This window comes from Paraburkholderia atlantica (assembly GCF_009362785.1).
GTDB classification, from domain to species: Bacteria; Pseudomonadota; Gammaproteobacteria; order Burkholderiales; family Burkholderiaceae; genus Paraburkholderia; species Paraburkholderia atlantica.
The window spans coordinates 34,498-59,727 of the sequence record NZ_WHNQ01000026.1; the positions used below are offsets into that span (position 1 = coordinate 34,498).

Here is a 25,230-nt window from a genome sequence, read left to right on the forward strand (position 1 = left end):
TGCGCGCGGGGCGTTGCGTTGCAAGCCTCGCGCGCCGTACCGCTTAGTCGCGGAAGTTGTTGAAGTCGAGCGGCGTGTCGGTGACGTCCTTGCGCAGCATCGCGATCACGCTTTGCAGATCGTCGCGCTTTGCACCGGTGATGCGCACCGCATCGCCCTGAATGCTCGCCTGAACCTTGATCTTGCTGTCCTTCACCAGGCGCACGATTTTCTTCGACAGATCACCCGACACGCCCTTCTTGATCTTGATGACCTGCTTGACCTTGTCGCCGCCGATCTTCTCGATCTTGCCATAGTCGAGGAAGCGCACGTCGACGTTGCGTTTGGCCATTTTCGACAGCAACACGTCCTTCACCTGGCCGAGCTTGAAGTCGTCGTCGGCGTACGCGGTGATTTCGTTTTCCTTGTGCTCGACGCGCGCGTCGGACCCCTTGAAGTCGAAACGCGTCGAAATTTCCTTGTTGGACTGCTCGATCGCGTTCTTGACTTCGATCATGTTCGCTTCGCAGACGACGTCAAACGATGGCATTGCATTCTCCCAATAGTGCGGCAGTGCGCGACGCGGCCGGTCGGCTGCGCGCGGGGCACTCGCTATAATCACGGACCGGACGTCATTTTACCGACGCCGCTCTCTTTTGCCCAAGGCCGCCGCGCGGCGTCGCGACGGCGGGCGATCCCGCGGCGGGCGATCCCGCGACGGGCCGCGCCGCCCGTGTCGTCAGGCGCTTCATTGGTCGTTTTTCGTTGTTTCGTGTTGCTGCCCGTTGTTGCCCTGTTGCCATTCCGATGCCCCAATCCGCACTTGCCTCTCCCGCCGTCGCATCCCTGATGACCGGCTATCCGCTGAAGGCCCACAACACGTTCGGCTTCGACGTGCGCGCGCAGTTCGCGTGCCTGATCGAGCGTGAGGAGCAGTTGCTCGCGGCGGTGCGCGATCCGCGCGTCGCGGGCCTGCCGCGCCTCGTGCTCGGTGGCGGCAGCAACGTCGTGCTGACCGGCGACTTCGCCGGGCTGGTGCTGCTGGTGGCGCTGCGAGGCCGTCGCGTGGTGCGCGAGGATCAGCATGCGTGGTATGTCGAGGCGGCCGGCGGCGAGCCGTGGCACGAGTTCGTCGCGTGGACGTTGGCGCAGGGCATGCCCGGCCTCGAAAATCTCGCGCTGATTCCTGGCACCGTCGGCGCGGCGCCAATTCAGAACATCGGCGCGTACGGACTCGAAATGTGCGATCGCTTCGCGTCGCTGCGGGCGATCGAGCTGGCGACCGGTAACGCGGTCGAACTGGGCGCCGATGCGTGCCGGTTCGGCTATCGCGACAGCTTTTTCAAGCGGGAAGGGCGCGAGCGCTTCGTGATCACGTCGGTGACGTTCCGTTTGCCGAAGGCATGGCAGCCGCGGGCGGGCTACGCGGATCTCGCGCGCGAGCTGGCGGCGCGGGGTCCGGGAGCGAGCACCGGGCAAGCCGACGATGCGGCCATGCAGCCGACCGCGCAGGCCATTTTCGATGCGGTCGTCGCCGTGCGGCGCGCGAAGCTGCCCGATCCGCTCGAACTGGGCAACGCAGGGAGCTTCTTCAAGAATCCGGTGATCGACGCCGCGCAGTTCGAGGTGCTCAAGCGCCGCGAACCGGAACTCGTGTCGTATCCGCAAGCCGACGGGCGGATCAAGCTGGCGGCCGGCTGGCTGATCGACCGATGCGGCTGGAAGGGCCGTACGATGGGCGCGGCGGCCGTGCACGAACGCCAGGCGCTGGTGCTGGTGAATCGCGGTGGCGCGAGTGGCGCAGCAGTGCTGGCGCTGGCGCGGGCGATCCAGCACGACGTGCGCGAGCGATTTGGCGTGGAGCTGGAGGCGGAGCCGGTTTGCCTGTGAGCGGAAGCGCGCTCTTTTCGCGCTGACTTGCCGCGCTGAGCTTCACCGTCGGCGAATGCAAAAAAGCGCCGGGAGTTTCCTCCCGGCGCTTTCTTGTACCGCGCTCGCGGCTGGTGCCTGGACCAGTGGCTCGCTCAGTGATTGAGCTTGCCGAGCAGCAGGTATTCCATCAACGCCTTCTGCACGTGCAGACGGTTTTCCGCTTCATCCCACACGACGCTCTGCGGTCCGTCGATCACTTCCGCGCTGACTTCCTCGCCGCGATGCGCGGGCAGGCAGTGCATGAAAAGCGCGTCGGGATTCGCGCGCGCCATCATGTCGGCGTCGACGCACCAGTCGGCGAAAGCCTTCTTGCGCGCTTCGTTCTCGGCCTCGAAGCCCATGCTGGTCCACACGTCGGTGGTGACGAGGTCGGCGCCTGCGCAGGCTTCGTTCGGGTCGTCGAACTCCTCGTAGAACGGCGCGCTTTCCGCGGCGACGAGCGCGCGGTCGAGCTTGTAGCCGGGCGGCGTGGACAGGCGCAGCTTGAAGCCGAGGATCTGCGCGGCTTCGATCCACGTGTACAGCATGTTGTTCGCGTCGCCGACCCACGCGACCGTCTTGTCGCGGATCGGACCGCGATGCTCGAAGTACGTGAAGATGTCCGCGAGTACCTGGCACGGGTGATATTCGTTCGTGAGTCCGTTGATCACCGGCACGCGCGAATTCTCGGCGAAGCGCTGGATGATGTCCTGGCCGAACGTGCGGATCATGATGATGTCGACCATGCGCGAGATGACCTGGGCGGCGTCTTCGATCGGCTCGCCGCGGCCGAGCTGCGTGTCGCGCGTGCTCATGAATACCGCGTGGCCGCCCAGCTGGAAGATGCCGGCTTCGAACGACAGGCGCGTGCGCGTCGAATTCTTTTCGAAGATCATCGCCAGCGTGCGGTCGTGCAGCGGGTGATAGGTCTCGTAGTTCTTGAATTTGCGTTTCAGGATGCGCGCGCGTTCCAGCACGTACTCGTAGTCTTCCAGCGAGAAGTCCTTGAACTGCAGGTAGTGGCGAATTTTCTTGGCGGTCATGAAACAAATACGGCGGTCTCACCCGGCAGGGTTGCCGGACTGTGCCGCCGTCGGTTTGGTGGTAACTCAATCCAGCATAAAGGATTTCGCCCTGTTTGACGAGTCGGCCGGCAGGCGTCGCAGGCAATTCGGAGGCAATTGGGAAGCTATTTGGAAGCGATTAGAAAGCTTCATATCGGGCTGCGCGGGAGCATCGAAGGGCGTTTGTGTGCGCTGCGGAAAAGGGCCCTCTGCGCTATAATTTAAGGGTTATCCCATAGCCCAGCAGGCCAGCGTTTCGCGTGAAGAAACGCGGCTCGCGCGGCGCGGAAAGCCTGTCACGGCGTGGCCGTCATGACAGGCGCCAGAGCGGTACAGCCGGTTTGCCGCAGCGGTTCTCGTGGTGCGGCTCGTCATTGTTGCGTTAGCGCCAGTCCCACGCACGTCGCAGGTGGCTGCAAGCTCTTGCCGCGCATGTCGCTTGCGGTGAATGTGAGCGAGCAACTGGTGTCGCCGGTTGGTCGTCATTCCGCTGGGCAGTCACACAGGTATTTCTACATGGCCGAAGCAGCTCCAATCGAATATTTCATTCAGGGCATTACGTCGACCGGAAAAAGATTTCGGCCGAGCGACTGGTCGGAGCGGCTCGCGGGCGTCATGTCGTCGTTCGGGCCCGGCGTGAGGAAGGGGCCGAACGCCTATATGCAGTACTCGCTGTACGTGCGGCCGACCATGATCGGCGACCTCAAATGCGTGATTCTCGATTCGAGACTGCGCGACATCGAGCCAATGGCCTTCGATTTCGTTCTGAACTTCGCAAAAGACAACGACCTCCTCGTCACCGAGGCGTGCGAATTGGAACTCGAGCATGCGCCTGCGCCGCAAGCCAAACGTCATGCGATCTGACGCAAGCTGGCCAGATCGGCAAAAGCAAAGAAACAAAAAACCCGCAAGCAGCGGGTTTTTTTGTGGCTGCTAATCCAGCCAAAACAAAAAAGCCCGCCAAAGCGGGCTTCTTGTGCAGCGGAAACAGGAGGTAGCCCGCCGAAGCGGGCCGACCGGAATTACTGCGCTGCGGGCGCTTGCAGACCCTTGATGGCTGCAGCGAGGCGGCTCTTATGGCGAGCTGCCTTGTTCTTGTGAATGATATTCTTGTCGGCGATGATGTCGATGGTCTTCGACGATGCCTTGAAGATTTCGGCGGCCTTAGCCTGGTCGCCTGCGTCGATCGCCTTGCGAACAGCCTTGATAGCCGTGCGGAACTTCGAGCGCAGTGCCGAGTTGTGCGAGTTTGCCTTCGCGGCCTGGCGGGCGCGCTTGCGTGCTTGTGCGGAGTTAGCCATGACGGTTCCTTATCCTGTTCCTGTTTCCAGTACCCGGCCTGCAATGATGAGGCGAGGTGCTGCTTCTCGATCCGAACCCTTGGAAGCGATTGCCCAAGGGCGCAAAAGTGTCGAAAAAATCGATCAAACTACGCGAAGGCGGGCCCGTGTTTCCAGGCTTCCGGATGTATTGACAGGCGGCGCTGCGCCAACCTGAGAATGCCGTCCAAAGACCGTTCGAAAACGGAGCAAGCTTCGAAACCGACGATTATAGCAACAAAATCAGGCACGTGACAACGGAAAACGCGCGACGGCGTCACAGTGACGGGAGTGGCGCCAAGTTGACCCTAACGTGCTGGCGCTGCACGGAAAACCGCTAAAACCACAAAAAATCGCATTTCCCGGCCAATTGCGGCGAACGTCCGCGTGGCAAATCGGTCCGAATCGGGTTTCCGGCTCGTCGCCCGCATTAGCGGGACCCGTATAATAAGCGCCCCATGAATCTATTCCGAGCCCTGCTGACGGTCAGCGGCTTCACGCTGCTGTCGCGCGTGACCGGACTGGCCCGCGAAACGCTGATCGCCCGTGCGTTCGGCGCCAGTCAATACACCGACGCTTTCTACGTCGCCTTTCGTATTCCGAATCTGCTGCGCCGCATCTCCGCCGAAGGCGCGTTCTCGCAGGCCTTCGTGCCGATCCTCGCCGAGTTCAAGAACCAGCAAGGCCACGACGCCACCAAGGCGCTCGTCGACGCGACCTCGACCGTGCTCGCGTGGGCGCTCGCGGTGCTGTCGGTGATTGGCGTGGTCGGCGCGTCGGGCGTCGTGTTTGTCGTCGCGTCGGGCCTCGCGCGCGAGGGCCACGCTTACCAGCTCGCGGTCACGATGACGCGCATCATGTTCCCCTACATCATTTTCATTTCGCTGACGTCGATGGCGTCGGGCGTGCTGAATACGTACCGGAACTTTTCGTTGCCCGCGTTCGCTCCCGTGCTGTTGAACGTTGCGTTCATCGTCTCTGCGCTGTTTCTCGCGCCGCGCCTGCAAACGCCGGTCTATGCGCTCGCGTGGGCGGTGATCATCGGTGGCGTGCTGCAATTCGCGGTGCAGTTGCCGGGCCTCAAGAAGATCGACATGGTGCCGCGCATCCGCCTGAACCCGCTGCACGCGCTCGCGCATCGCGGCGTAAAACGGGTGCTCGCGAAGATGGTGCCGGCGATGTTCGCGGTGTCGGTCGCGCAGATCAGCCTGATCATCAACACCAACATCGCGTCGCACATCGGCCCCGGCGCGGTGTCGTGGATCAACTACGCCGACCGGCTGATGGAGTTTCCGACCGCGCTGCTCGGCGTCGCGCTGGGCACGATCCTGCTGCCGAGCCTATCGAAGGCGCACGTCGACGCCGACTCGCACGAGTATTCGTCGCTGCTCGACTGGGGGCTGCGCGTCACGTTCCTGCTCGCCGCGCCGAGCGCGATCGCGCTGTTCTTTTTCGCCCAGCCGCTGACGGCCGTGCTATTCAACTACGGCAAGTTCGACGGTAACGCGGTCGTAATGGTGAGCCGCGCGCTCGCCGCCTACGGGGTCGGCCTGATCGGCCTGATCCTGATCAAGATCCTCGCACCGGGCTTCTACGCGAAGCACGACATCAAGACGCCGGTGAAAATTGGCATCGGCGTGCTGATTGTGACGCAGCTGTGCAACTACGCGTTCGTGCCGGTGTTCGCGCATGCGGGTCTCACCCTGAGCGTCGGGCTCGGCGCTTGCGTGAATGCGTTGCTGCTGTTCATCGGTCTGCGCAAACGCGGCATCTATACGCCGTCGAGCGGCTGGCTCAAGTTTTTCGTGCAATTGCTCGGCGCGTGCCTCGTGCTCGCCGGCGTGATGCGCTGGCTTGCGATCAGCTTCGACTGGGTCGGCATGCATACCCAGCCGGTTAGCCGGATGGTGTTGCTCGGTGCGTGTCTCGTGCTGTTCGCCGCGCTATATTTCGGTATGCTTTGGCTGATGGGCTTCAAGTACGCGTATTTCAAAAGGCGAGTGAAGTGATCACCATGTCGCGGGTTCTCGATTATTTCAGTACGCTCGTCGCCGAAGACGAGAGCCTGCCGCTGACCGAGACGGCGCTCTCGCTCGCGCAGGACGCCTACCCCGATCTCGATCTGCAGTCGGTGCTCGCCGAGATCGATGAGCTGGTGCTGCGGCTGCGCCGCCGCATGCCGGACGATGCCGACATCCGTCAGAAGGTTGGCGTCCTCAATCGGTTCTTTTTCCGTGAACTCGGTTTCGCGAGCAATCTGAACGATTACTACGACCCCGACAACAGTCATCTGAACGTCGTACTCAAACGTCGCCGCGGCATTCCGATTTCACTCGCGGTGCTCTATCTGGAGATGGCTGAGCAATTCGGCGTTCCGGTGCGCGGGGTGTCGTTTCCGGGCCACTTCCTGCTGCGCGTGACGACGCCCGACGGCGACGTGATGCTCGATCCGACCACCGGTCATTCGCTGTCCGAAGCGCAGATGGTCGAGATGCTCGAACCATACGTCGCGTCGGCTGGAGATTCGGTCGGCCGCGCGCTGCGCATGCTGCTACAGCCGGCCACGCGTCGCGAGATCGTCGCGCGGATGCTGCGCAACCTGAAGGCGATCTATCTGCAAACCGAGCGTTGGCAACGTCTGCTCGCGGTGCAACAGCGGCTCGTCATTCTGCTGCCGGACAATATCGAGGAAGTGCGTGATCGCGGTTTCGCGTATGCGCGGCTCGATTATCTGCGGCCCGCGCTCGAAGACCTCGAAAGTTACCTCGGGGATCGACCCGATGCGGAAGACGCCACCGTAGTCGAGTCGCAACTGCATGAATTGCGGCAGCGCACCCGGCATGATGGTGGCGAATAGCGACGCGCGTTTTCACGCCGCATGAGACGCAAACGCCTGCACATGTCGTACATGTACAGGCGTTTTTTTATCGCGAGGCGCTCCTCACTTCGGCTGCATGCGGATCGCGCCGTCTAGCCGGATCACCTCGCCGTTCAGCATCGGATTGTCGAAGATCTGCTTGGCGAGCATCGCGTATTCAGCCGGTTTGCCTAAGCGCGGCGGGAACGGCACCATCGCGCCGAGCGCGTCCTGCACTTCCTGCGGCATGCCGAGCAGCATCGGCGTTTCGAAGATGCCGGGGGCGATCGTCATCACGCGGATCGCGTTGCGGGACAGGTCGCGCGCGATCGGCAGCGTCATGCCGACCACGCCGCCTTTCGACGCGGAGTAGGCGGCCTGGCCGATCTGGCCGTCGAACGCGGCGACCGATGCGGTGTTGATGATCACGCCGCGCTCGCCGTTGGCGTTCGGCTCGTTCTTCGACATCTGCGTCGCGGCGAGCCGGATCATGTTGAACGTGCCGATCAGGTTGATCGAGATCGTGCGCGTGAACAGATCGAGCGGATGGGGGCCATCCTTGCCGACGGTCTTCGCGGCCGGCGCGACGCCCGCGCAGTTGACGAGTCCGCGCAGCGTGCCGAGCTTCGTCGCGGTGTCGACTGCCTGTTGCGCGTCCTCTTCCCGGCTCACGTCGCATTTGACGAATACGCCGCCGAGTTCCTTGGCGAGCGCCTCGCCCGCGTCCAGATTCAGGTCGGCGAGCACGACCCTGCCGCCGTGCTCCACCAGCAGGCGCGCGGTGGCAGCGCCGAGCCCTGATGCACCGCCGGTGATCAGGAACACGTTGTCACGAATTTCCATGTCTTCTCCTTCGCTACGGTTGTTCGGTGCAGTCTGGATCGAAGCATTTTTCGACGATCGATTGTAGCGGCTGTGCTGCGCTGCGGAAAGCGAAGCGGGCAGCGGCATGCGAGTGCTATGGAAGACTAACTGGCTCTGCTGGACGTTCCACACCCAGCGCTTGCCGTTGCGGTTGGGGCACCGAACCAATAAAAAAACCCGCCCAATGTGGGCGGGTTTTGGTCGAACGCAAACAGCGGAAATGTTTCGATCAATCCAGCTTACTTCAGTGCCTCGAACGCACGGGCGCGAATTTCATCGACGCTGCCGAGGCCCGAAATGCGGCGATATTGGGGCGCTTTCACCGAGCTCGACGCATCGCCGTTCTTCGCCCAGCTGTTGTAGTACTCGATCAGCGGCTTGGTTTGCGATTCGTACACTTCGAGACGCTTCTTGACCGTTTCTTCCTTGTCGTCGTCGCGCTGGATCAGCGGCTCGCCAGTCACGTCGTCGATACCCTCGACTTTGGGCGGATTGAACGTCACGTGGTACGTGCGGCCCGACGCAGGGTGCGAGCGGCGGCCGCTCATGCGCACGATGATCTCGTCGAAAGGCACGTCGATTTCGAGCACGTAGTCGATCGCGACACCGGCCTGCTTCATTGCCTCAGCTTGCGGAATCGTGCGCGGGAAGCCGTCGAACAGGTAGCCGTTCGTGCAGTCCGGCTGCTGCAGACGTTCCTTCACGAGGTTGATGATCAGCTCATCCGTGACCAGCTCGCCGGCGTCCATGAAGCGCTTTGCTTCGAGGCCGAGCGGCGTACCGGCCTTGACGGCCGCGCGCAGCATGTCGCCGGTCGAAATTTGAGGGATGCCGAACTTTTCCTTGATGAAGTTGGCCTGAGTGCCTTTGCCAGCACCCGGTGCACCCAACAGGATCAAACGCATGGATATCTCCAGATCTATGTGAATTCTTTGTTTACGCAGCAGGCTTCCCGGCGATTCTCGCAGGCTCCGCATCGGCTACCGTTGGCTAGCTCGCGCTGCACGTCGAAATGACGGCGCTGCAAGATCCGCACGGCGCGACGGGGATAACCCGGATGTCGCCTGCGCTGGGAGGCGCGCATAACCGTTCGATTATGCCACGGCTTCCCGCGCTCAAGACCCGAATAAAGCCCGTACGCGCGCGAGATCGGCGGGGGTATCGACGCCCGGCAACGGCACGTCATGCGTGACGAGGACAGCGATGCGCTCGCCATGCCACATCGCGCGCAGCTGTTCGAGCGCTTCGACCTGCTCGATCGGCGAGATCGCGAGACTCGGGTACGTGCGCAGGAATTTCGCGCGATACGCGTACAGGCCGATGTGCCGGTACACGACGGCGGGGGCGGGCGGCGTCGGCATCGACGCGACGTTGGGCCAGTGCGGCTGCCATGCGTCGCGCGCCCAAGGGATCGGCGCACGCGAGAAATACAGCGCGACGCCGCGCGCATCAGGCACGACCTTGACGACGTTCGGATTGAAAATTTCGGCGGGATCGGTGATCGGATGGGCGGCCGTCGCAATCGCGCAGTCGCTCGTCGTTGCCAGATGTGCGGCGACGCCGCGCACCAGCGCCGGGTCGATCAGCGGCTCGTCGCCCTGCACGTTGACGATGATCTTGTCATCGCTCCAGCCGAAGCGCGTCGCCACTTCCGCGAGACGGTCGGTGCCCGACGGATGGTCGGCGCGCGTGAGGACCGCGTCGAAGCCGTGGTCGTGCGCCGCGTCGAGCACTTCCTGCGCGTCCGACGCGACCAGCACCTGCTGCGCGCCCGATTCGCGCGCGCGCTCCGCGACGCGCACGACCATCGGCTTGCCGCCGAGGTCCGCGAGCGGCTTGTTGGGCAGACGGGTCGACGCCAGACGGGCCGGCACGACGGCGATAAACGGATGAGGGGTGGTGTGGATCATCGGATCAAGAACGGGCGGCGATCAGGCCGGAGGAAGAGGCTGCGCGCGACACGCACGCGGAGTCGGACATAAGCCGGAGCGGCGGAAACGGCTACGGATCGATTGTGGCGCACATGCGGGGCGGCCTTGGCGTTGACGGGCTTTGCTCCTCGACCCGCGGGCGAGCGAGGCGACGCGGCGCCTCGGTGCAGCGCCGCGCCGGGTCAGGCAACCGAGCCGGGGTTCAGATCGACCGGCGTGCCTTCGACGGTCTGCCGTGCTTCGTCGACGAGCATTACGGGAATGCCGTCGCGGATCGGATAGGCGAGCTTGTCCGCGTTGCAGATCAGTTCCTGCGCGGCGCGGTCGTAGCTGAGCGGGCCCTTGCAGATCGGGCAAACGAGGATTTCAAGCAGGCGAGCGTCCACGGACTTTCTCCACAACTAATGCAGTGAGGCGGTGATCAAGCGCGGCTTCGACCGGGACTACCCAGATGCGCGCGTCGTGCCAGGCCCCCAATTTTACCGCATCCTTTTCGGTAATCAGGATCGCGTCGGCGTCGACGTCGGTGAACGGATTACGCTCGAACGCGTAGTGGTCGGGCAGGGCGCGCGTCGTGGGCGCAATGCCGGCCGCGCGCACTGTCGCGAAAAAGCGTTCCGGCGCGCCGATGCCGGCCGCGGCCAGCACGCGTTGACCGGCGAACTGCGCGAGCGGGCGGCGCAGCGCGGGATTGTCGAGATGCCAAGCGTCGGCGGGCGCGAGCTGCAGTGCGAATGTGTTCGGCCACGCGGGCAGCGTGCGCGCGTACGGATCATTGATCAGCGTCGCGTCGCGGCGGCGCGACAACGGCTCGCGCAGCGGCCCGGCCGGCAGCAGGAAGCCGTTGCCGCCGAGCCGGTGATCGAACACGACGAGTTCGACGTCGCGTGCGAGGCGATAGTGCTGCAAGCCGTCGTCGCTGACGATCACGTCGACGTCGCGATGCGCGGCGCACAGCGCCTGCGCGGCGGCGACGCGATCCGGACAGACCCATACGGGTGCGCCGGTGCGGCGCGCAATCAACAACGGTTCGTCTCCCCCGACGCGCGCCGATGAACCGGGTGTGACCTGGGTCGGCGTGCTCACGCGCGCGCCGTAGCCGCGCGACACGATGCCAGGTGTGAAGCCCGCGGCGCGCAACGCTTCGACGAGCGCGATGACCGTCGGCGTCTTGCCGGTGCCGCCAACCGTCACGTTGCCGACCACCACCACCGGCACGCCGACGCGCACCGACTTCAGCCAGCCTTGCGAAAACGCGGCGCGGCGCGCGGCCGCGACCGTGCCAAATACGCAGGCGAGCGGCGTCAGCGCCCAGGCGAGCGGGCCGCGTTGCTGCCATTCGCGCGCGAGGCGCGCTGCGAGACGGTCGCTGAGTTCGCTCATGGGCGGGTTGCGGGCCAGGACTGCATGCCGTGCGCACTACGCGGGGTCAACATCAACGCGGTTCTCCGGACAATCGAATGCGAATACGGTCGAAAAATGAGGTGCAAACGGCGCGGCGAAAGGGCTCGTGCTTATTAGCCTCAGGCGGCCTCGGGCCGACAAGCTCCCCGGCGCGCTGCGCGATCGGCATGCCATCGAACCCGCCACTCTAGCGCGCGGGCATCCCGGCCGGCAAGTCGCGTGGGACTTGATGGACGCCGGTCCTCGCTATGTGCGGTCGCCCACAGTCTGTGGATAACTTTGTGGAGAACCTGCCATCCGATCGTCCGGGAGGGCCATTCCGTGCGCTTTGGATCGAAGTGCTCGCTCTCTATTGAGATGCAAACACCATATAAATCAAGGGTCTGCCAGGAATCTATTGGCGTTGGCGGGCGTTCTGGCGGAATTCGTCAGGCGGTTCCCGCCATGTGGACACTTTTAACAATCCTGCGATTCCGGCTGGACGCCGCTCGTCGCTCGGTCTATCGTCTGTCCGGCCAGCGCTATTTATCCCTCGCATGAACCCCGAAAATCCTTTTGCTTCGGCGGCCACACCAGGCGGTGAGGTCGTCGTTCCCGTGTCCGCGCTCAATCGCGCGATCGGCACGATGCTCGAACGCTCGTTTCCACTCGTCTGGGTCGCGGGCGAAGTGTCGAACTTCACGCGCGCCGCAAGTGGTCACTGGTATTTTTCGATCAAGGACGCACAGGCGCAGATGCGCTGCGTGATGTTCCGCGGTCGCGCGCAGTACGCCGAATTCATGCCGCGCGAAGGCGATCGCATCGAAGTGCGCGCGCTCGTGACGATGTACGAACCGCGCGGCGAATTGCAACTGAATGTCGAAGCGGTGCGCCGCACTGGTCAGGGTCGTCTGTACGAAGCGTTTCTGCGGTTGAAGGCGCAACTCGAAGCCGAAGGGTTGTTCGCCGCTGAACGCAAGCGCGCGCTGCCGACCCATCCGCGCGCGATCGGTATCGTCACGTCGTTGCAGGCGGCCGCATTGCGCGACGTGCTGACGACGCTGTCGCGCCGCGCGCCGCATATTCCGGTGATCGTTTATCCAGCGCCGGTGCAGGGCGCGGGTGTCAGCGCGAGGCTCGCGGCGATGGTCGAGACGGCTGGCGCGCGCCGCGAGGTCGACGTGCTGATCGTGTGTCGCGGCGGGGGCTCGATCGAAGATCTGTGGGCGTTCAACGAAGAAGTGCTCGCGCGCGCGATCGCCGAAAGCGTGATACCCGTGGTGAGCGGCGTCGGTCACGAGACCGATTTCACGATTGCCGATTTCGCCGCCGACGTACGTGCGCCGACGCCGACCGGTGCCGCCGAACTCGTGAGTCCGCAGCGCGTCATGCTGCTGCGCGAACTCGATCATCGGCACGCGACGCTCGCGCGCGCGTTCGGCCGCATGATGGAGCGGCGCGCGCAGCAACTCGACTGGCTGGCGCGGCGGCTCGTTTCGCCGGCCGAGCGGCTCGCGCGGCAGCGCACGCATTTGCAGCAATTGCGCGTGCGGCTCGCGTCGGCGGGCGCGCGGCCGGTACGCGACGCTCGTGCGCGATTCTCGCTGCTGCAGATGCGCTGGCAACGCTGGCGTCCGGATCTCGCGGCCGAGCGCACGCGCGTCGACACGCTGGCGCAGCGCCTGAATGCAGCACTGTCGCGCCAGCACGAACGTCAGGTCGCGCGTATCGGCATGCTCGGCGCGCGACTCGAAGTGCTGAGTCCACAGCGCACGCTCGAGCGCGGTTATGCGGCCGTGCTCGATACGCAAAGCGGTCGGGCGATTCGCACGCCGTCGTCGCTGAAACCCGGCCGTCGTTTGACGATGCATCTCGCCGAAGGCTCGGCCGACGTCGCGCTCGCCGACGTGCAGGCGCGTCTGACCGACGGCTTCTGACGTTTTGCCGGTGGGCGCGTGGCGCCTATGTCCTGTCTACCGACGACCCGGGCACGCGCCATGCGCGCCCTTCCGAAGGGCCTTGCGCACGGCGTGTTCGACATGCCGGACATAAAGGCCGGTCGTTTGCGGGGTTATTCCAACTCGCCTACAATCGAGTGCTCGATAGCGTCATCCGCAGACTCCCCACAACAGATATAGAGAAGGAAAGCACCATGGAACATACGCTCCCGCCGTTGCCGTTTGCGAAAAACGCGCTCGCTCCGCACATGTCGGAAGAGACGCTCGAGTTTCACTATGGCAAGCATCACCAGACCTATGTGACCAACCTGAACAATCTGATCAAGGGCACGGAGTTCGAGAACCTGTCGCTGGAAGAGATCGTCAAGAAGTCGTCGGGCGGTATCTTCAACAATTCGGCTCAAGTGTGGAATCACACGTTCTTCTGGAACAGCCTGTCGCCGCAAGGTGGCGGCGCACCTACCGGCGCGCTCGCTGACGCGATCAACGCGAAGTGGGGTTCGTTCGACAAGTTCAAGGAAGAGTTTGCGAAGACCGCGGTCGGCACGTTCGGCTCGGGCTGGGCATGGCTCGTGAAGAAGGCTGATGGTTCGCTCGACCTCGTGTCGACGAGCAACGCCGCCACGCCTCTCACCACCGACGCCAAGGCACTGCTGACCATCGACGTTTGGGAGCACGCTTACTACATCGACTATCGCAATGCGCGTCCGAAGTTCGTCGAGGCGTACTGGAACATCGTCAACTGGGACTTCGCAGCGAAGAACTTCGCTTGAGATTGCCAGTTGCAGCTCGTCGTCTGATGTCGTGATCCTTGCGATCGCGATTGAAGATGAGAGCTAGGGACGAAAGCCCTCCATCGCGAGGGCTTTTTCTTTTCCCGAGGCGATTGGAAGTGCAGGGATCGCATCTGAAAAAAGTTTGTCACAGTTGGTAACTGCGGTTTCGCGGGGTGCGAAGTGGACCTCGGCCAACGCCCGTCGACTTCGCCGAACTGCGGCGCCCGGCGCGGCGCAGGCTACGCAAGCCGCTGCGACGGCGAGAATGAGCCGGTTCATTGAGGCGTCCTCCGCGCGGTCGATCGGCTTAGACGACGGGGATCGTTTGAGGCGACTGCCGGGTCGAGACCAGCCGGCCGTGCAAAAACTTTCTGTAACTAAGCCGTAACCACGGAATTTCGCGATTAGCCTAACGTTTGAATTCCAATCCTCCGAAGTGCACCACCATGATTTCCAGCAATAAAACGATCAGCCTGGCGATTCCCGCGGCCGTCATCGCGCTCGCGTTAGGCGGCTGCGCAGTGGCGCCACCGAGCGGCCCGAGCATAGCCGCGATGCCGCGCAGTGGCGAGCCGCTCGGCCAGTTCCAGCAAAACGACTACGCGTGCCGCGACTACGCGAATCAAACGACGAATCCGTCCGGCGCTGCGCAGGCGGCCAGCACGAACAGCGTGAACAGCGCGGCGCTCGGCACGCTCGGCGGCGCGGCCGTCGGCGCGCTGCTCGGCGCCGCGGCGGGCAACGCCGGCGCTGGCGCGGCGATCGGGGCGGGCAGCGGCCTGCTGATCGGCGGCGCGAACGGGGCGAATGGCGCCCAGTACTCGGCGGCCGGCATGCAGGCACGCTATGACACCGCCTACGCCCAGTGCATGACCTCGAAGGGCGAGACGATAGTTCAGCCGCAGCCTTACTATTCGACGCAGCCGGTGTATGTCGCGCCCCGTCCGTATTACTACGCTCCGCCTCCGCCCGTTATGTATGCGCCTTATCCGGCTTACTGAGCGGTGATAGGGGGGGCCGGCCTGCTTGCTTGTCTTGCATCGTCGGCCGGTACTGCGTTTCAAATGCGTAGCACGGTTGAGCGGTAGCTTGCGGCGACGATTGTCGAATCCATGCCGCTGCTTACTCCGTGCTGTCCGTCGACGCCGTTTTGCGCGGACGACGGCTGCGAGACGCCGTTTTGCGGGGGACCTTCGTGGCGGCCTCAGGCCCTGCTTCCACATTGACTGCCGGAGCAGGGGCCTCGGCCGGCGCCGCGATCTCAGGGACTTCCTCGATCGAGCGCGGCGTGCTTTTCTTCACTTTCTTCGCGGCCGTTTTGCGCGATGCGCGCTTTTTGGCGCTTTGGCGCTGCGCGGAGTGGCCGCTATCGGCGGTTTGGTCGGTTTCTTGACCGAGGACGACTTGTTCAGCGGCTGTATCCGCTGCCGCTGTTACAGCACGAGCTTCGGTCTCTTCAGCTATCGGTTCAATGACGAACTCATGTGGGAGCGGCGCGTGTTCACGCGGTTCCTGCCGCTGGACCTGTTCGGCGGACTCCGCCGGTTCGCCGACAGCCGGAGCGGCAGCCGCAGGTTCTTCATCAGCCGTTTCATGGTGACCGCGCTTGCCGTGCGCGGTCTCCTGACCCCGCCCCGCCTTGCGGTTGCTGCGGTCCTTACGACGCGACTTGTGCTTGCCCCCCGACTCGGACGCGGCCGCTTGTGCCGCCTGCGCTTGATACGAATGTTCGGCCGCCTGTTCAGCCGGCACTGCTTCAGCCGACCCCGTTTCGGCAGACTCCGCCGCGGTTTCGCCGATAGTTTCACCGGCCGCTTCACTCCCGACGTTCACAGCCGTGCTTCGATAAACGTACGCGCCTGATTTTTCATCGCGGCCGAATTCGAGCAGCCCGCGTGCCTGCGCTTCTTCCAGCAGATTGCCGAAAGCGCGAAACCCGTAATACGTCTCGTTGAAATCCGGTTTGCGCCGTTTGATCGCGTTCTTCAGCACGGACGCCCAGATCTTGCCGCTGTCGCCGCGTTCGGAAGCGAGTGCGTCGAACGTCTGAACCGCAATTTCGACGGCCTTGCTGCGACGCTTCTCCAGGTCCTCTTTGGGTGGGGCCTTCTCTTCATCTGCCGCACGTTTGGCTGCCTGCTGCGCGCTCTGCTGCTGGCGCGACGATTCGCGCCTCGCGACTGCGCGCTGACTTTCGCGTACGAGATCGTCGTAAAAGAAGAACTCATCGCAATTGGCGATCAGCAAATCCGAGGTGGACTGCTGCACACCGACGCCGATGACCTGTTTGGCGTTCTCGCGCAGCTTCGACACGAGCGGCGAAAAATCCGAATCACCACTGATGATGACGAACGTATTGACGTGCGATTTCGTATAACAGAGATCGAGCGCATCGACGACCAGCCGGATGTCGGCTGAATTCTTGCCCGATTGGCGCACGTGCGGAATTTCGATTAGCTCGAAATTGGCCTCGTGCATGGCCCCTTTGAAACTCTTGTAGCGATCCCAGTCGCAATACGCTTTCTTGACGACGATGCTGCCCTTCAGCAGCAGGCGCTCGAGTACAAGCTTGATGTCGAACTTGTCGTACTTCGCGTCGCGCACGCCAAGCGCGACATTCTCGAAGTCGCAGAACAGCGCCATGCTGACGTTTTCGTTGGATGACGCCATGTGTATCTCCATTGAAGCGGTCGTCGAAGTCGACGAATCGCGACATGATAGCGATTCCAGCGAAGGTGAGCAGCTTTTGTCGTGCGCTCGCACCGATAGGTGGATGGGAATTGGCGGCAAGGCGGTCTATCCGGCGGCCCAGCGAGCGTTCCGTTACAGGCTGTCGCGACGACCTGCGCTGTTCCACGTCGCGCGAGCTTCCAGCACGTCATCGATCAATCCGTATTCCCTCGCTTCGAGCGCCGACATGAAGTTGTCGCGGTCGGTATCGCGCGCGATATCTTCGATGCTGCGTCCGGTGCGCTCGGCCATCATCGCATTGAGACGTGCTCGCACATACAGCACCTCCTTCGCCTGGATTTCGATGTCCGCCGCGGTGCCCTGACCGCCGCCGGACGGCTGGTGAATCATGATGCGCGCATTGGGTAGCGCATACCGTTTGCCGCGTTGACCCGCGGTGAGCAGAAAGGTGCCCATGCTCGCGGCAAAGCCCGTGCACAAGGTAGAGACCTCCGGCTTGATGAACTGCATGGTGTCGTAAATCGCGAGGCCGTCATACACCGAGCCGCCGGGCGAGTTGATGTAAAAAGAAATATCCTTGTCGGGGTTCTCCGATTCGAGAAACAGCAATTGTGCGACGATCAGACTGGCTGACTGCTCGTTCACGGGCCCGACAAGAAACACGATGCGCTCGCGCAGCAGGCGAGAGTAGATGTCGTAGGCGCGCTCGCCCCGGCCGGATTGTTCGATCACGGTGGGCACAAGGCCCAAGGCGGAGACAGACGGGTAACTGGAAGGCATGGATTCCTCGATCAGGATGGATGGCACGGGCATTCGGGGATGCGCAGGCGGCCGCGAACCAGAGGCCGGGTGACATGCGCCGCTTGTTGCTCATTTGACGAAGCAGCGGCCGGCGCTGTGACAGAAAATTTTTTGCGCTGAACTGTCACATCACCCGTTGCCCATGCGTCAAGCTCAGGAATGGCGAACATGACGCGCGCCTGAGCCATGCCACTGGTATGCAGCCGCTTTTTCACCACGCACCATCGGGAGGTCTACGCATGACGGAACAGGGAATCGACAAGGCATCCAGTTTCGAGGCCGCGCGCGCCCGTCTGCTGGCGCTCGCGTATCGGATGCTTGGCAGTCGTGCGGAGGCCGAAGACGTGATGCAGGACGTCTGGCTCAAATGGCATCTGGCCGATACGCGGGCGGTGCAAACGCCGGTCGCGTGGCTCACCACGCTCACCACGCGCACGGCGATCGACCGTCTGCGGCACGCGCAGCGCGAGCGCGCGTCGCAGGCTAGCGGCTGGTTGCCGGAGCCGTGGCTCGACGAGGTCGCACCATCGGCCGAGGAGTTGGCATTGCGCGCGGCGGATATGTCATATGGCGTGATGCTGCTGCTCGAACATCTGAAGCCAGACGAACGCGCGGCGTTCGTCCTGCATGAAGCGTTCGAGTGCGGTTATGCCGAAATCGCGTCGATTCTCGAGCGCACACCGGCCGCCTGCCGGCAAATGGTTCATCGCGCCAAGGAGCGTCTGAAACGTGCTGGCGCCCCGTTGGAGCGGCCCGATCCAGCGGTGCATGGGCGAATCGTCGAGCGATTGCGCGCGGCGCTCGAAGCGCAAGACCGGGCGGGCTTGCTGCAGCTTTTCAGCGACGCGCCGCAACTGATCAGCGACGCACCTTTGTACGCGACGCCCACTCCATTCCCCACGGCCAACGTGGCTCTTCGAGGGCAAGGGCCAACGCCTGGAGCCAAAGCGCAGCGTGCCCGCGAACCGGGCTCCGGTCCAAAGTGGATGGCTGTGATTACATCGCTCGCGCAACAGGCGAGCTATACCGAGGTGGTGTCGATGGCGGGTGCGGTGTGTATCGCGCTGTTCTGCGACGGCGACATCGTCGGATTGATCGACGTGGTGACGGATGGCACAACGGACCTTTCGGCGAAAATCATCTCGCTGCGCATCCTGACCAGCGCCGCGCATTTGCGGGCGGCCAACCAGATGCTGGGCCGTGACGCGGTCAAGGAACTGCTTGCCCGCATCAAGGGCCATCCCGGGGTGTCAGTTGCGGTGAGCCGCGACTTCCCAGTTGATGTCGACGCATAGCACCTGCGTACCATGCGAGTTATGCGCGGCAATCGAGGCCGTGACGCACAGGTGCGCTTCGTTGATCGACAGATACGGCGGCGTTAGATGAACCCGCCCCGGTTGACGCATCGCCTGAATGAAGTACGGGCGACGCTCCCAACTCGCGCCTTCGGAATGCAGCAGCGGGCTAAAGCGCTTTGCGCGTTGCGATGTGCGGCCCGGCGGCAGCACGTTGTCGCCGATCTGCCGGCCCGATCCGTCCAGGACAAAGCAGCGCGCCGTTTCCCCAAGCGCGAGCAGAGGAGCAGTCGCCTGCGTGATCGATTCCCCGGCAATCAACTGAACTGCGGCGGCCTCGAGCGCGGTGACATACGGCGCGAGCCGCGCGGATTGCGCTTTCTCTCGAGCGGCAACGCGTTCGCGCAGCGAAGCGGACAGCGAATCCATCAAGCCAGCGGCAACTTGCGGCTTGACGGGTTCGACGCTCGGGCCTGCGAAAAATGCGCCCTGGACGAAGTCCACATTGCATTCGAGCGCGATCAGCGCGTCGCGCTCGGTGCTCAGACCGCCCATCAGCACCAGTTGCCCGGACTCGTGCAACAGAGAGACGAGGCCCGGCAACACGCGCTCGATGTGCGAGTGTTCACTCGCTTGCGCGAGGATGCAGCGGTCGAGCGTCACGATGTCCGGCCGCAGATTCCACACGCGGTCGATGTTCGAATGCTTGGCGCCAAAGCCGTCGAGCGCGATCAGAAAACCGGACTTGCGCAGCGAATCGACGATTTCGGCAAAGCGCGTGGTTTCACCGCCGGCCTGTTCGGATACTTCGAGCACCACGCGTTGCGGCGGCAGGCCGAGCGTCTTCAGGCTGGCAAGCAGCGCGTCGCCGTAGCTGGTGTCCATCAGTGCGGCCGGATGCAGGCTCAGGAAAAGCCATTCGTCGTGGCTGTCGAACGCATTGAAGTTGCCGAGGTGCAGCGATTCGGCCAGCCGTCCCAGTTCCAGCAGGTCGCCGCGTCGCGCGGCCTGCGTAAAGACTTCGTGCGAGGGCACTTGCCGCTCATGCTCGTCGTGCACGCGCAGCGACGCGTGATAGCCGATCGCGCGCCGGTGCGATACCGAGAAGACCGGTTGAAACACGCTGAAAACGGTGTAGCCGCCATACAGAACGGTTCGGCGGGAGCCTTCGTCGCCGGCCATCGGGCGTGGTGGCTGGAAGCCGGGAGGATCGAGTTCGATCATGCTCATCGTGTCGGTCGTGTGGAAATGGCGGCGCTTGCAGGGCTCGGCAGGAGTTCGCAGGCGCAGACTAAGAGTTTACAGGATAGTCGAGCAAGAACTATGCGCGTGCATCAACAAAGCTTGAGCGCCCACCAGCAATGCTCCGAGGAAAATATTGTGCGCCCGCTCCGGGACGAAGGCGATGACACGCACTTCGCTGGTGCGGGACGCGCCCTGTTGCGGGTCGCTGACGCTGTTCGAGGAGGCTGCGTGCGGGCTCCGCGGAGGGATGCCCGGAAATCCGGTTGCGAGTGCGCGAGGATGCGTCGTGCTGCCTCGCGCGGCTTTCAGGTCCGCTCTGAAGGATCGGTCTTTTTCGCCGGCGTGCGGATCTCCGGCGACAACTGCGCAAAGATCCATGACGAGCATGCGGTGATGATGCCGACACACAGGAACGTCGCATGAAACGCCGGCAGCGAATTGGCAGCGGTCACGCGTTGCATGATGCCGGTAAAGGTCGTCAGCAGTGCACCGGCCACCGTCACGCCGAGACTCATAGAAAGCATCTGCACGAGCGAAAACAGGCTATTGCCGCTGCTCGCTCCGCCGGTACCCAGGTCCTTCAGCGTCAACGTGTTCATCGCGGTGAACTGCATCGAGTTCACGCCGCCGAAGATCGCCAGTTGCACGAGCCGCAGCCACAGCGGCTGATTCGTGCTCGTGAGCGCGAAACTCGCCATCATCAGGCCGACCAGAATCGTGTTCGCCATCAGCACGCGCCGGTAGCTGTACCTCAGAATCAGCGTCGTCACGAGACGCTTCGTTGCCATGCCCGCGGCCGCCACGGGCAGCATCATCAGCCCGGCTTCGAATGCGCTATAGCCGAGGCTCACCTGCAACAGCAGAGGAATCAGGTAGGGCATCGAGCCGCTGCCGATCCGCGCGAACAGATTGCCGAGCAGCCCGACGCTAAACGTGTGGATCTTGAACAGATCGAGCGGAAAGATCGGCGCGGGCTCGCGCACTGCGTGCAGACCATAGGCAACGAAGCACGCCAAGCTCAGAATCAGCAGCACCAGCACCGTCGCATGTTGAATGCCGAACTCGGTGCGGCCATCGAGCGCGAACGAAATTGCCACCATGCCCACCACCAGCAGCAGGTAGCCGCCGAGGTCGAATTTGCCCGTGTGTTCGTTGCGGCTATCCGGCATGAAGATAAACGTCGCAATGCAGCCCACGATGCCCACCGGCACGTTGATCAGAAAGATCCAGTGCCACGTCGGGATCTTGACGAGCCAGCCGCCGAGCGTCGGTCCGATCAATGGTCCGATCAGACCCGGGATCGCCACGAACGACAACGCCGGCAGATAACGCTCCGCCGGAAAGGTACGCAGCACCGCGAGCCGTCCAACCGGCAGCAGCATCGCGCCGCCCACGCCTTGCAGAATGCGGAACAGCACCAGTTGGTTCAGCGTGTGCGCGTTCGCGCACAGCAACGAGCCCACTGCGAACACGAGGATCGCACTGAAGAACACGCGCCGCGTGCCGAGTTTGTCGGCGAGCCAGCCGGACACGGGGATCATCACCGCCATCGTCAGCGAGTAGGCGATCACCACCGATTGCATGCGCAGCGGCAGCTCGCCGAGGCTTGTCGCCATCGCGGGAAGTGCGGTGTTGACGATCGTCGAATCGAGCGTCTGCATGAAGAAGCCGGTGGCGACCAGCCACAGCATCACCGTCAGCGCGCGGGGCGAAGGGCCCGAGGGGACGTCGGGAGCGAGGGCGGGCGGAGTCGGCGTCGTGGACATATGAAGCGGCTGGGCGCGCTCGGTCGGGCTGGGACTCGCCATTCTAGGGAAAAGCGGGTTCCGGCGCAGCGAGCGGCGCAGCCTTGCGCAGGTGTCGGGGCTGCATCCAGGCCGCGTTCTGCGCGGTGTTCACACATCAGCCGGCAACTGGGCCGCCGCCTGAAAAAACGCCTGCGCCCGTGGCTCGTTGCCAAACGCCACATGAATCCTGATCCACGGGCTCGCCTCCCGGTTCGGCCTGAAGTGTTGTCCGGGCAGCACCGTCACACCGAGCGGCACACCGCATTCAACGAGCCGCTCGGCGTCCGCGACATGGGGCACGCGCGCCCACACGAACTTGCCGCCCGCGGGTTCCTCGAAAATCTCCCAGCCGGCATCTTCGAGTGTCTGGACGGTCGAGCCGAGCGCGCCGCGCATCTGGCGGCGCAGTCGCTCAAGATATTTGCGATATGCGCCGCGCTCCAGCATCGACACCGTAACCGCTTCGGCAAATCGCGAGCAGCCGATGCTCGTCAGCATCTTGATGTTAGCCAGATCCTTGATGATCGCGTGACTCGCAACCACGCAGCCGATCCGCAGCGACGACGACAGCGTCTTCGATAACCCGCCGATGTAGATCACCTGTTCGAGTTGGTCGAGTGTCGCGAGGCGATCGGTGAGCTCGGTCTGAAAATCCGCGTAGATATCGTCCTCGATAATCTGGAAGCCATGCTCACGCGCCATTTGCAGCAAACGGAACGCGACCTGCGGTGCGACCGTGGTGCCGGTCGGATTGTGGAACACGGTGTTGATGAACAGCAATCTGGGCCGGTGCAGCTTCAATTGCGCCTGCATCACGTCGAGGTCGGGACCGCTGCCGGTGCGCGGAATGCCGATCAGCTTCATGCCGTGCAGTCGCAACAGGCCGTACAGGTTGTAGTAACCGGGGTCCTCGACAAAGATCGTGTCGCCAGGCTTCAGCATGTAGCGCACCAGCAGATCGAACGCCTGGCTCGCGCCATCGGTGATCAGAATCTGCGACCCGTCCGCCTGGATGCCCAACTGGCCAATACGGCTGCGCAACTGTTCGCGCAACACGGGAGTGCCGAGCGGCGTCGCGTACTCGACCATGCTCGCCGGATCGGTTCGCGACACATGGCGGATCGCCTGCGCAATGCCATCGATGTCGCGCCAGCTTTCCGGAATGAATCCGCTGCTGAGCTTCAGCGTCTCGCCCGGAAAGTTGAATTGTTCGAGCAAATGGTCCGACTCGACATCGGCTCGGCGCGGGTCCGATGTGCCCTGACAGCGCATGTCCGTCGGTTGGCGATCGGCGACGTAGAAGCCGGAGCCGTGGCGCGAGTCGACATAGCCGAGCGACACCAGCCGGTCGTACGCCTCGATCACCGGAAAGCGGCTTACGCCGAAGTCGGCGGCGAACTGGCGGATCGACGGCAGCTTCGAGCCGGGATGCGCATTGCGCGAGCGAATCCACGCCGACACGCCCGTGACGATCTGCTCGGTAAGCGGTACGCCGTTGTCCCGATCGAGCCGGATTTCGAGTTTCATACGCTTGCCTTCTGTAGCCGGCCTGCGAAACGCAAGCTTTTAACCTGCGTCGCGCGAGCCATGTCAACTGTTCGGTTTTTTGACTGAACAGTTCCGATGAAAGTGTTCGGAACTGTGCATGGGTTTCCGATCATCGCACGCCAATAATCGGTACAACAGAAAGTTCTTCGAGGAGAATGGCGATGCGAGAAGTGCGAGTTTTCGAACTGGAACACGGCGAGCCCGTCACGGCCTGGCGGGTTGCGCGTCCGTCGATTTTCAAGATGATCAGCGGCAATGTCTGGCTGACCGTCGAGGGCGAGCATGAAGATCACTGGCTGGCGGCAGGGCAGTCGATCGAGCTGGCGCGTGGATCGGTGGCTTGGATCAGCGCGGGGCGGGAGGGGGCGCGTTTCGCGCTGGCGAGCGGTTCGGCACGCAAGCCGCCGGCGCTGCTATTCGGCTGGCCGATACCGACTTGGCTCGCGCGTCGGCCAGGTGTGGTCTGATGCGGGGCAAAGGCGAGCAGGCCAGACGTAGCCCCTAAGCAGCCCTCAAGCAGCCCCGCCCGCCTCATACTCCCCGATATACCGCGCTCGTGGCCGGATCAACCGGCCATCGCGCGTCTGCTCCATCGCGTGCGCGATCCAGCCGACCACCCGTCCGAGCGCGAACAGCGTGAACGCGGCGCCGGTCGGCAAGCCGAGCACGCGCTCGATCGCCGCAAGCGCGAAATCCACCGTCGGCTCGGCGCCGGTCGTGTCGCGCACCGCTCGCGCAAGCTGCAGCACCTCGTTGAGCGGCGAGCGGGCCGGCGCGCAGTCGGCGAGCATCGTCAGCAACAGCCGCGCGCGCGGATCGCCGTCCGGATAGAGCGGATGACCGAAGCCCGACAACACCGGACCTTGAGCGCCGTGCTCGTGCCGCGCGAGACGGTTCGCCAGATAGCGGTCCAGATCGGGCGAGCGCGACGCCTCGTCGAGCAGCGCCGCGATGCGCACGGTCTCGCCGCCGTGACGCGGCCCGGAGAGCGCCGCGAGCCCGCCCGCGACCGCGCCGAACAAGTGCGTGCCCGTCGACGTGATGCAGCGGACCGTGAACGTCGACGCATTCAGCTCGTGATCCGCGCACGCGACCAGCGCCGCGCGCAGCAGCCCGCTTTGCTGCCGGCTGCGCACCCGCCAGGCCGTCGCGATCTGCCGATGCAGCGGTTGGTTCGACGGCGCCGCCGGCAGCATCGCGGCGGCCAGCAGCCGCATCACGGCGCACGCGGTGTCGAGCTGCGCGTCGCGGCCGAGCGCCCACACGCGCGGCATCTGCGCGGCCGCGGCCGGCAGCAGCACGAGCGCGCGATCGAGCGGCGTGCTGTCACTCCACAGCTTGAGCCACGCCGCCCATTGCGCGGGAGCGAGCGGCACGGCGGGCGCATCGGCAATGCGCCGCGCGCTGCATTGCCACAGCAGCGCCGCGACGTCTTCGAGTGACGCACCGCGTGCGAGCTCGATCGCATCGTGCCCGCGATACAGCAGCCGACCGTCCGCGACCAGCGTGATCGACGATTCGAGTACCGGCACGCCCCAGTCGAGCACTTTCTGCGCGACCTTGCCCGCGCGCTTGCCGTCCGCCTTGCGACGCGCGAGGCGGCGCACCTCGGCGGCATCGTAGAGTCGATGCCGGCCTTGCGCATCCGGCGACGAGCCGAGCATGCCGCGGCTCACGTACGCGTACAGCGTCGGCACGCTGACGCCGAGCGTTGCGGCCGCTTCGGCGGCGGTCAGGTAAAGCGGAGCTGACATGAAAGCGCGCGGAAACCGAAGAAATCAATATATGTTGATTATCATAATCAAGATTGATTGCGGCAAG

General features: G+C 63.8%; 24 protein-coding genes. 9 read left to right on the forward strand and 15 right to left on the reverse strand.

Features of this window, described 5'->3' with window-relative positions; all coding sequences use genetic code 11:
- Positions 1 to 43 precede the first annotated feature (43 nt).
- Entirely contained in the window at positions 44 to 529 is a 486-nt protein-coding gene (locus GCT19_RS29275) for a YajQ family cyclic di-GMP-binding protein (RefSeq protein WP_018421633.1), read from the reverse strand.
- Between the two features lie 299 nt (positions 530 to 828).
- Here GCT19_RS29275 and murB point away from each other — a divergent pair, with 299 nt between their 5' ends.
- Positions 829 to 1,869, forward strand: a complete 1,041-nt coding sequence (gene murB / locus GCT19_RS29280) for a UDP-N-acetylmuramate dehydrogenase (RefSeq protein ID WP_018437821.1) — start codon at positions 829 to 831, stop codon at positions 1,867 to 1,869.
- 134 nt (positions 1,870 to 2,003) lie between these two features.
- On the opposite strand, the gene argF is transcribed toward murB, so the two are convergent.
- Positions 2,004 to 2,933, reverse strand: coding sequence for an ornithine carbamoyltransferase (gene argF / locus GCT19_RS29285; protein WP_013090355.1), 930 nt, complete (start codon positions 2,931 to 2,933; stop codon positions 2,004 to 2,006).
- A 537-nt stretch (positions 2,934 to 3,470) separates the two neighbouring features.
- Here argF and GCT19_RS29290 point away from each other — a divergent pair.
- Positions 3,471 to 3,818, forward strand: coding sequence for a DUF3579 domain-containing protein (locus GCT19_RS29290; protein WP_013090354.1), 348 nt, complete (start codon positions 3,471 to 3,473; stop codon positions 3,816 to 3,818).
- Between the two features lie 158 nt (positions 3,819 to 3,976).
- Here the strand turns inward: GCT19_RS29290 and rpsT are convergent, their stop codons facing one another.
- Complete coding sequence (gene rpsT / locus GCT19_RS29295) at positions 3,977 to 4,255, reverse strand: 30S ribosomal protein S20 (RefSeq protein WP_013090353.1); 279 nt, start codon at positions 4,253 to 4,255, stop codon at positions 3,977 to 3,979.
- 476 nt (positions 4,256 to 4,731) lie between these two features.
- On the opposite strand from rpsT, the gene murJ reads away from it, so the two are divergent.
- The gene (gene murJ, locus GCT19_RS29300; RefSeq protein WP_152853875.1) at positions 4,732 to 6,282 is read left to right on the forward strand and encodes a murein biosynthesis integral membrane protein MurJ; all 1,551 of its coding nucleotides are present in this window, start codon (positions 4,732 to 4,734) and stop codon (positions 6,280 to 6,282) included.
- A 5-nt stretch (positions 6,283 to 6,287) separates the two neighbouring features.
- Complete coding sequence (locus tag GCT19_RS29305; protein WP_013090351.1) at positions 6,288 to 7,130, forward strand: SirB1 family protein; 843 nt, start codon at positions 6,288 to 6,290, stop codon at positions 7,128 to 7,130.
- Between the two features lie 84 nt (positions 7,131 to 7,214).
- Here GCT19_RS29305 and GCT19_RS29310 read toward each other — a convergent pair whose 3' ends face one another.
- The 5 genes from GCT19_RS29310 to lpxK all read right to left on the reverse strand — a co-directional run bounded on the left by GCT19_RS29310 (position 7,215) and on the right by lpxK (position 11,308).
- Positions 7,215 to 7,973, reverse strand: coding sequence for a 3-hydroxyacyl-CoA dehydrogenase (locus tag GCT19_RS29310; RefSeq protein WP_152853876.1), 759 nt, complete (start codon positions 7,971 to 7,973; stop codon positions 7,215 to 7,217).
- A gap of 260 nt (positions 7,974 to 8,233) precedes the next feature.
- Positions 8,234 to 8,899: an adenylate kinase gene (gene adk / locus GCT19_RS29315; RefSeq protein ID WP_152853877.1), complete on the reverse strand. Its 666-nt coding sequence runs from the start codon at positions 8,897 to 8,899 to the stop codon at positions 8,234 to 8,236.
- Between the two features lie 210 nt (positions 8,900 to 9,109).
- Positions 9,110 to 9,904, reverse strand: a complete 795-nt coding sequence (kdsB, locus tag GCT19_RS29320) for a 3-deoxy-manno-octulosonate cytidylyltransferase (protein WP_018437827.1) — start codon at positions 9,902 to 9,904, stop codon at positions 9,110 to 9,112.
- A gap of 203 nt (positions 9,905 to 10,107) precedes the next feature.
- Positions 10,108 to 10,311, reverse strand: coding sequence for a Trm112 family protein (locus GCT19_RS29325; protein ID WP_007180583.1), 204 nt, complete (start codon positions 10,309 to 10,311; stop codon positions 10,108 to 10,110).
- Positions 10,292 to 11,308, reverse strand: a complete 1,017-nt coding sequence (lpxK, locus tag GCT19_RS29330) for a tetraacyldisaccharide 4'-kinase (protein ID WP_018437828.1) — start codon at positions 11,306 to 11,308, stop codon at positions 10,292 to 10,294. The genes GCT19_RS29325 and lpxK overlap by 20 nt, the downstream gene beginning before the upstream one ends.
- A gap of 557 nt (positions 11,309 to 11,865) precedes the next feature.
- Between lpxK and xseA the strand changes: the two genes are divergently transcribed.
- From xseA to GCT19_RS29345, 3 genes are all read left to right on the forward strand, one after another.
- Positions 11,866 to 13,245: an exodeoxyribonuclease VII large subunit gene (gene xseA, locus GCT19_RS29335; RefSeq protein ID WP_026229143.1), complete on the forward strand. Its 1,380-nt coding sequence runs from the start codon at positions 11,866 to 11,868 to the stop codon at positions 13,243 to 13,245.
- 215 nt (positions 13,246 to 13,460) lie between these two features.
- Positions 13,461 to 14,039: a superoxide dismutase [Fe] gene (gene sodB / locus GCT19_RS29340; protein WP_013090345.1), complete on the forward strand. Its 579-nt coding sequence runs from the start codon at positions 13,461 to 13,463 to the stop codon at positions 14,037 to 14,039.
- Positions 14,040 to 14,488: 449 nt separating this feature from the next.
- Positions 14,489 to 15,043, forward strand: coding sequence for a glycine zipper family protein (locus tag GCT19_RS29345; protein WP_018437830.1), 555 nt, complete (start codon positions 14,489 to 14,491; stop codon positions 15,041 to 15,043).
- A gap of 121 nt (positions 15,044 to 15,164) precedes the next feature.
- Here GCT19_RS29345 and GCT19_RS29350 read toward each other — a convergent pair whose 3' ends face one another.
- The 3 genes from GCT19_RS29350 to GCT19_RS29360 all read right to left on the reverse strand — a co-directional run bounded on the left by GCT19_RS29350 (position 15,165) and on the right by GCT19_RS29360 (position 17,749).
- Complete coding sequence (locus tag GCT19_RS29350) at positions 15,165 to 16,712, reverse strand: NYN domain-containing protein (protein WP_152853879.1); 1,548 nt, start codon at positions 16,710 to 16,712, stop codon at positions 15,165 to 15,167.
- Positions 16,713 to 16,865: 153 nt separating this feature from the next.
- Positions 16,866 to 17,513 (reverse strand): ATP-dependent Clp endopeptidase proteolytic subunit ClpP, encoded by a 648-nt coding sequence (gene clpP / locus GCT19_RS29355; protein WP_026229144.1) that lies wholly within the window; start codon positions 17,511 to 17,513, stop codon positions 16,866 to 16,868.
- Between the two features lie 11 nt (positions 17,514 to 17,524).
- Complete coding sequence (locus tag GCT19_RS29360) at positions 17,525 to 17,749, reverse strand: hypothetical protein (protein WP_152853880.1); 225 nt, start codon at positions 17,747 to 17,749, stop codon at positions 17,525 to 17,527.
- Positions 17,750 to 17,773: 24 nt separating this feature from the next.
- On the opposite strand from GCT19_RS29360, the gene GCT19_RS29365 reads away from it, so the two are divergent.
- The gene (locus GCT19_RS29365) at positions 17,774 to 18,829 is read left to right on the forward strand and encodes a sigma-70 family RNA polymerase sigma factor (RefSeq protein WP_018437833.1); all 1,056 of its coding nucleotides are present in this window, start codon (positions 17,774 to 17,776) and stop codon (positions 18,827 to 18,829) included.
- On the opposite strand, the gene GCT19_RS29370 is transcribed toward GCT19_RS29365, so the two are convergent.
- From GCT19_RS29370 to GCT19_RS29380, 3 genes are all read right to left on the reverse strand, one after another.
- Positions 18,785 to 20,059 carry an EAL domain-containing protein gene (locus GCT19_RS29370; RefSeq protein ID WP_018437834.1) on the reverse strand — a complete coding sequence of 425 codons (1,275 nt, stop codon included), beginning with the start codon at positions 20,057 to 20,059 and terminating at the stop codon, positions 18,785 to 18,787. The two genes, GCT19_RS29365 and GCT19_RS29370, sit on opposite strands and share 45 nt — an antisense overlap.
- A gap of 320 nt (positions 20,060 to 20,379) precedes the next feature.
- Complete coding sequence (gene mdtD / locus GCT19_RS29375) at positions 20,380 to 21,840, reverse strand: multidrug transporter subunit MdtD (RefSeq protein ID WP_152853881.1); 1,461 nt, start codon at positions 21,838 to 21,840, stop codon at positions 20,380 to 20,382.
- A 129-nt stretch (positions 21,841 to 21,969) separates the two neighbouring features.
- Complete coding sequence (locus tag GCT19_RS29380) at positions 21,970 to 23,388, reverse strand: aminotransferase-like domain-containing protein (protein WP_152853882.1); 1,419 nt, start codon at positions 23,386 to 23,388, stop codon at positions 21,970 to 21,972.
- A gap of 182 nt (positions 23,389 to 23,570) precedes the next feature.
- Here GCT19_RS29380 and GCT19_RS29385 point away from each other — a divergent pair, with 182 nt between their 5' ends.
- The gene (locus GCT19_RS29385; protein WP_152853883.1) at positions 23,571 to 23,876 is read left to right on the forward strand and encodes a DUF2917 domain-containing protein; all 306 of its coding nucleotides are present in this window, start codon (positions 23,571 to 23,573) and stop codon (positions 23,874 to 23,876) included.
- Between the two features lie 45 nt (positions 23,877 to 23,921).
- On the opposite strand, the gene GCT19_RS29390 is transcribed toward GCT19_RS29385, so the two are convergent.
- Positions 23,922 to 25,163 carry a citrate/2-methylcitrate synthase gene (locus tag GCT19_RS29390; RefSeq protein ID WP_152853884.1) on the reverse strand — a complete coding sequence of 414 codons (1,242 nt, stop codon included), beginning with the start codon at positions 25,161 to 25,163 and terminating at the stop codon, positions 23,922 to 23,924.
- Positions 25,164 to 25,230: the final 67 nt, after the last annotated feature.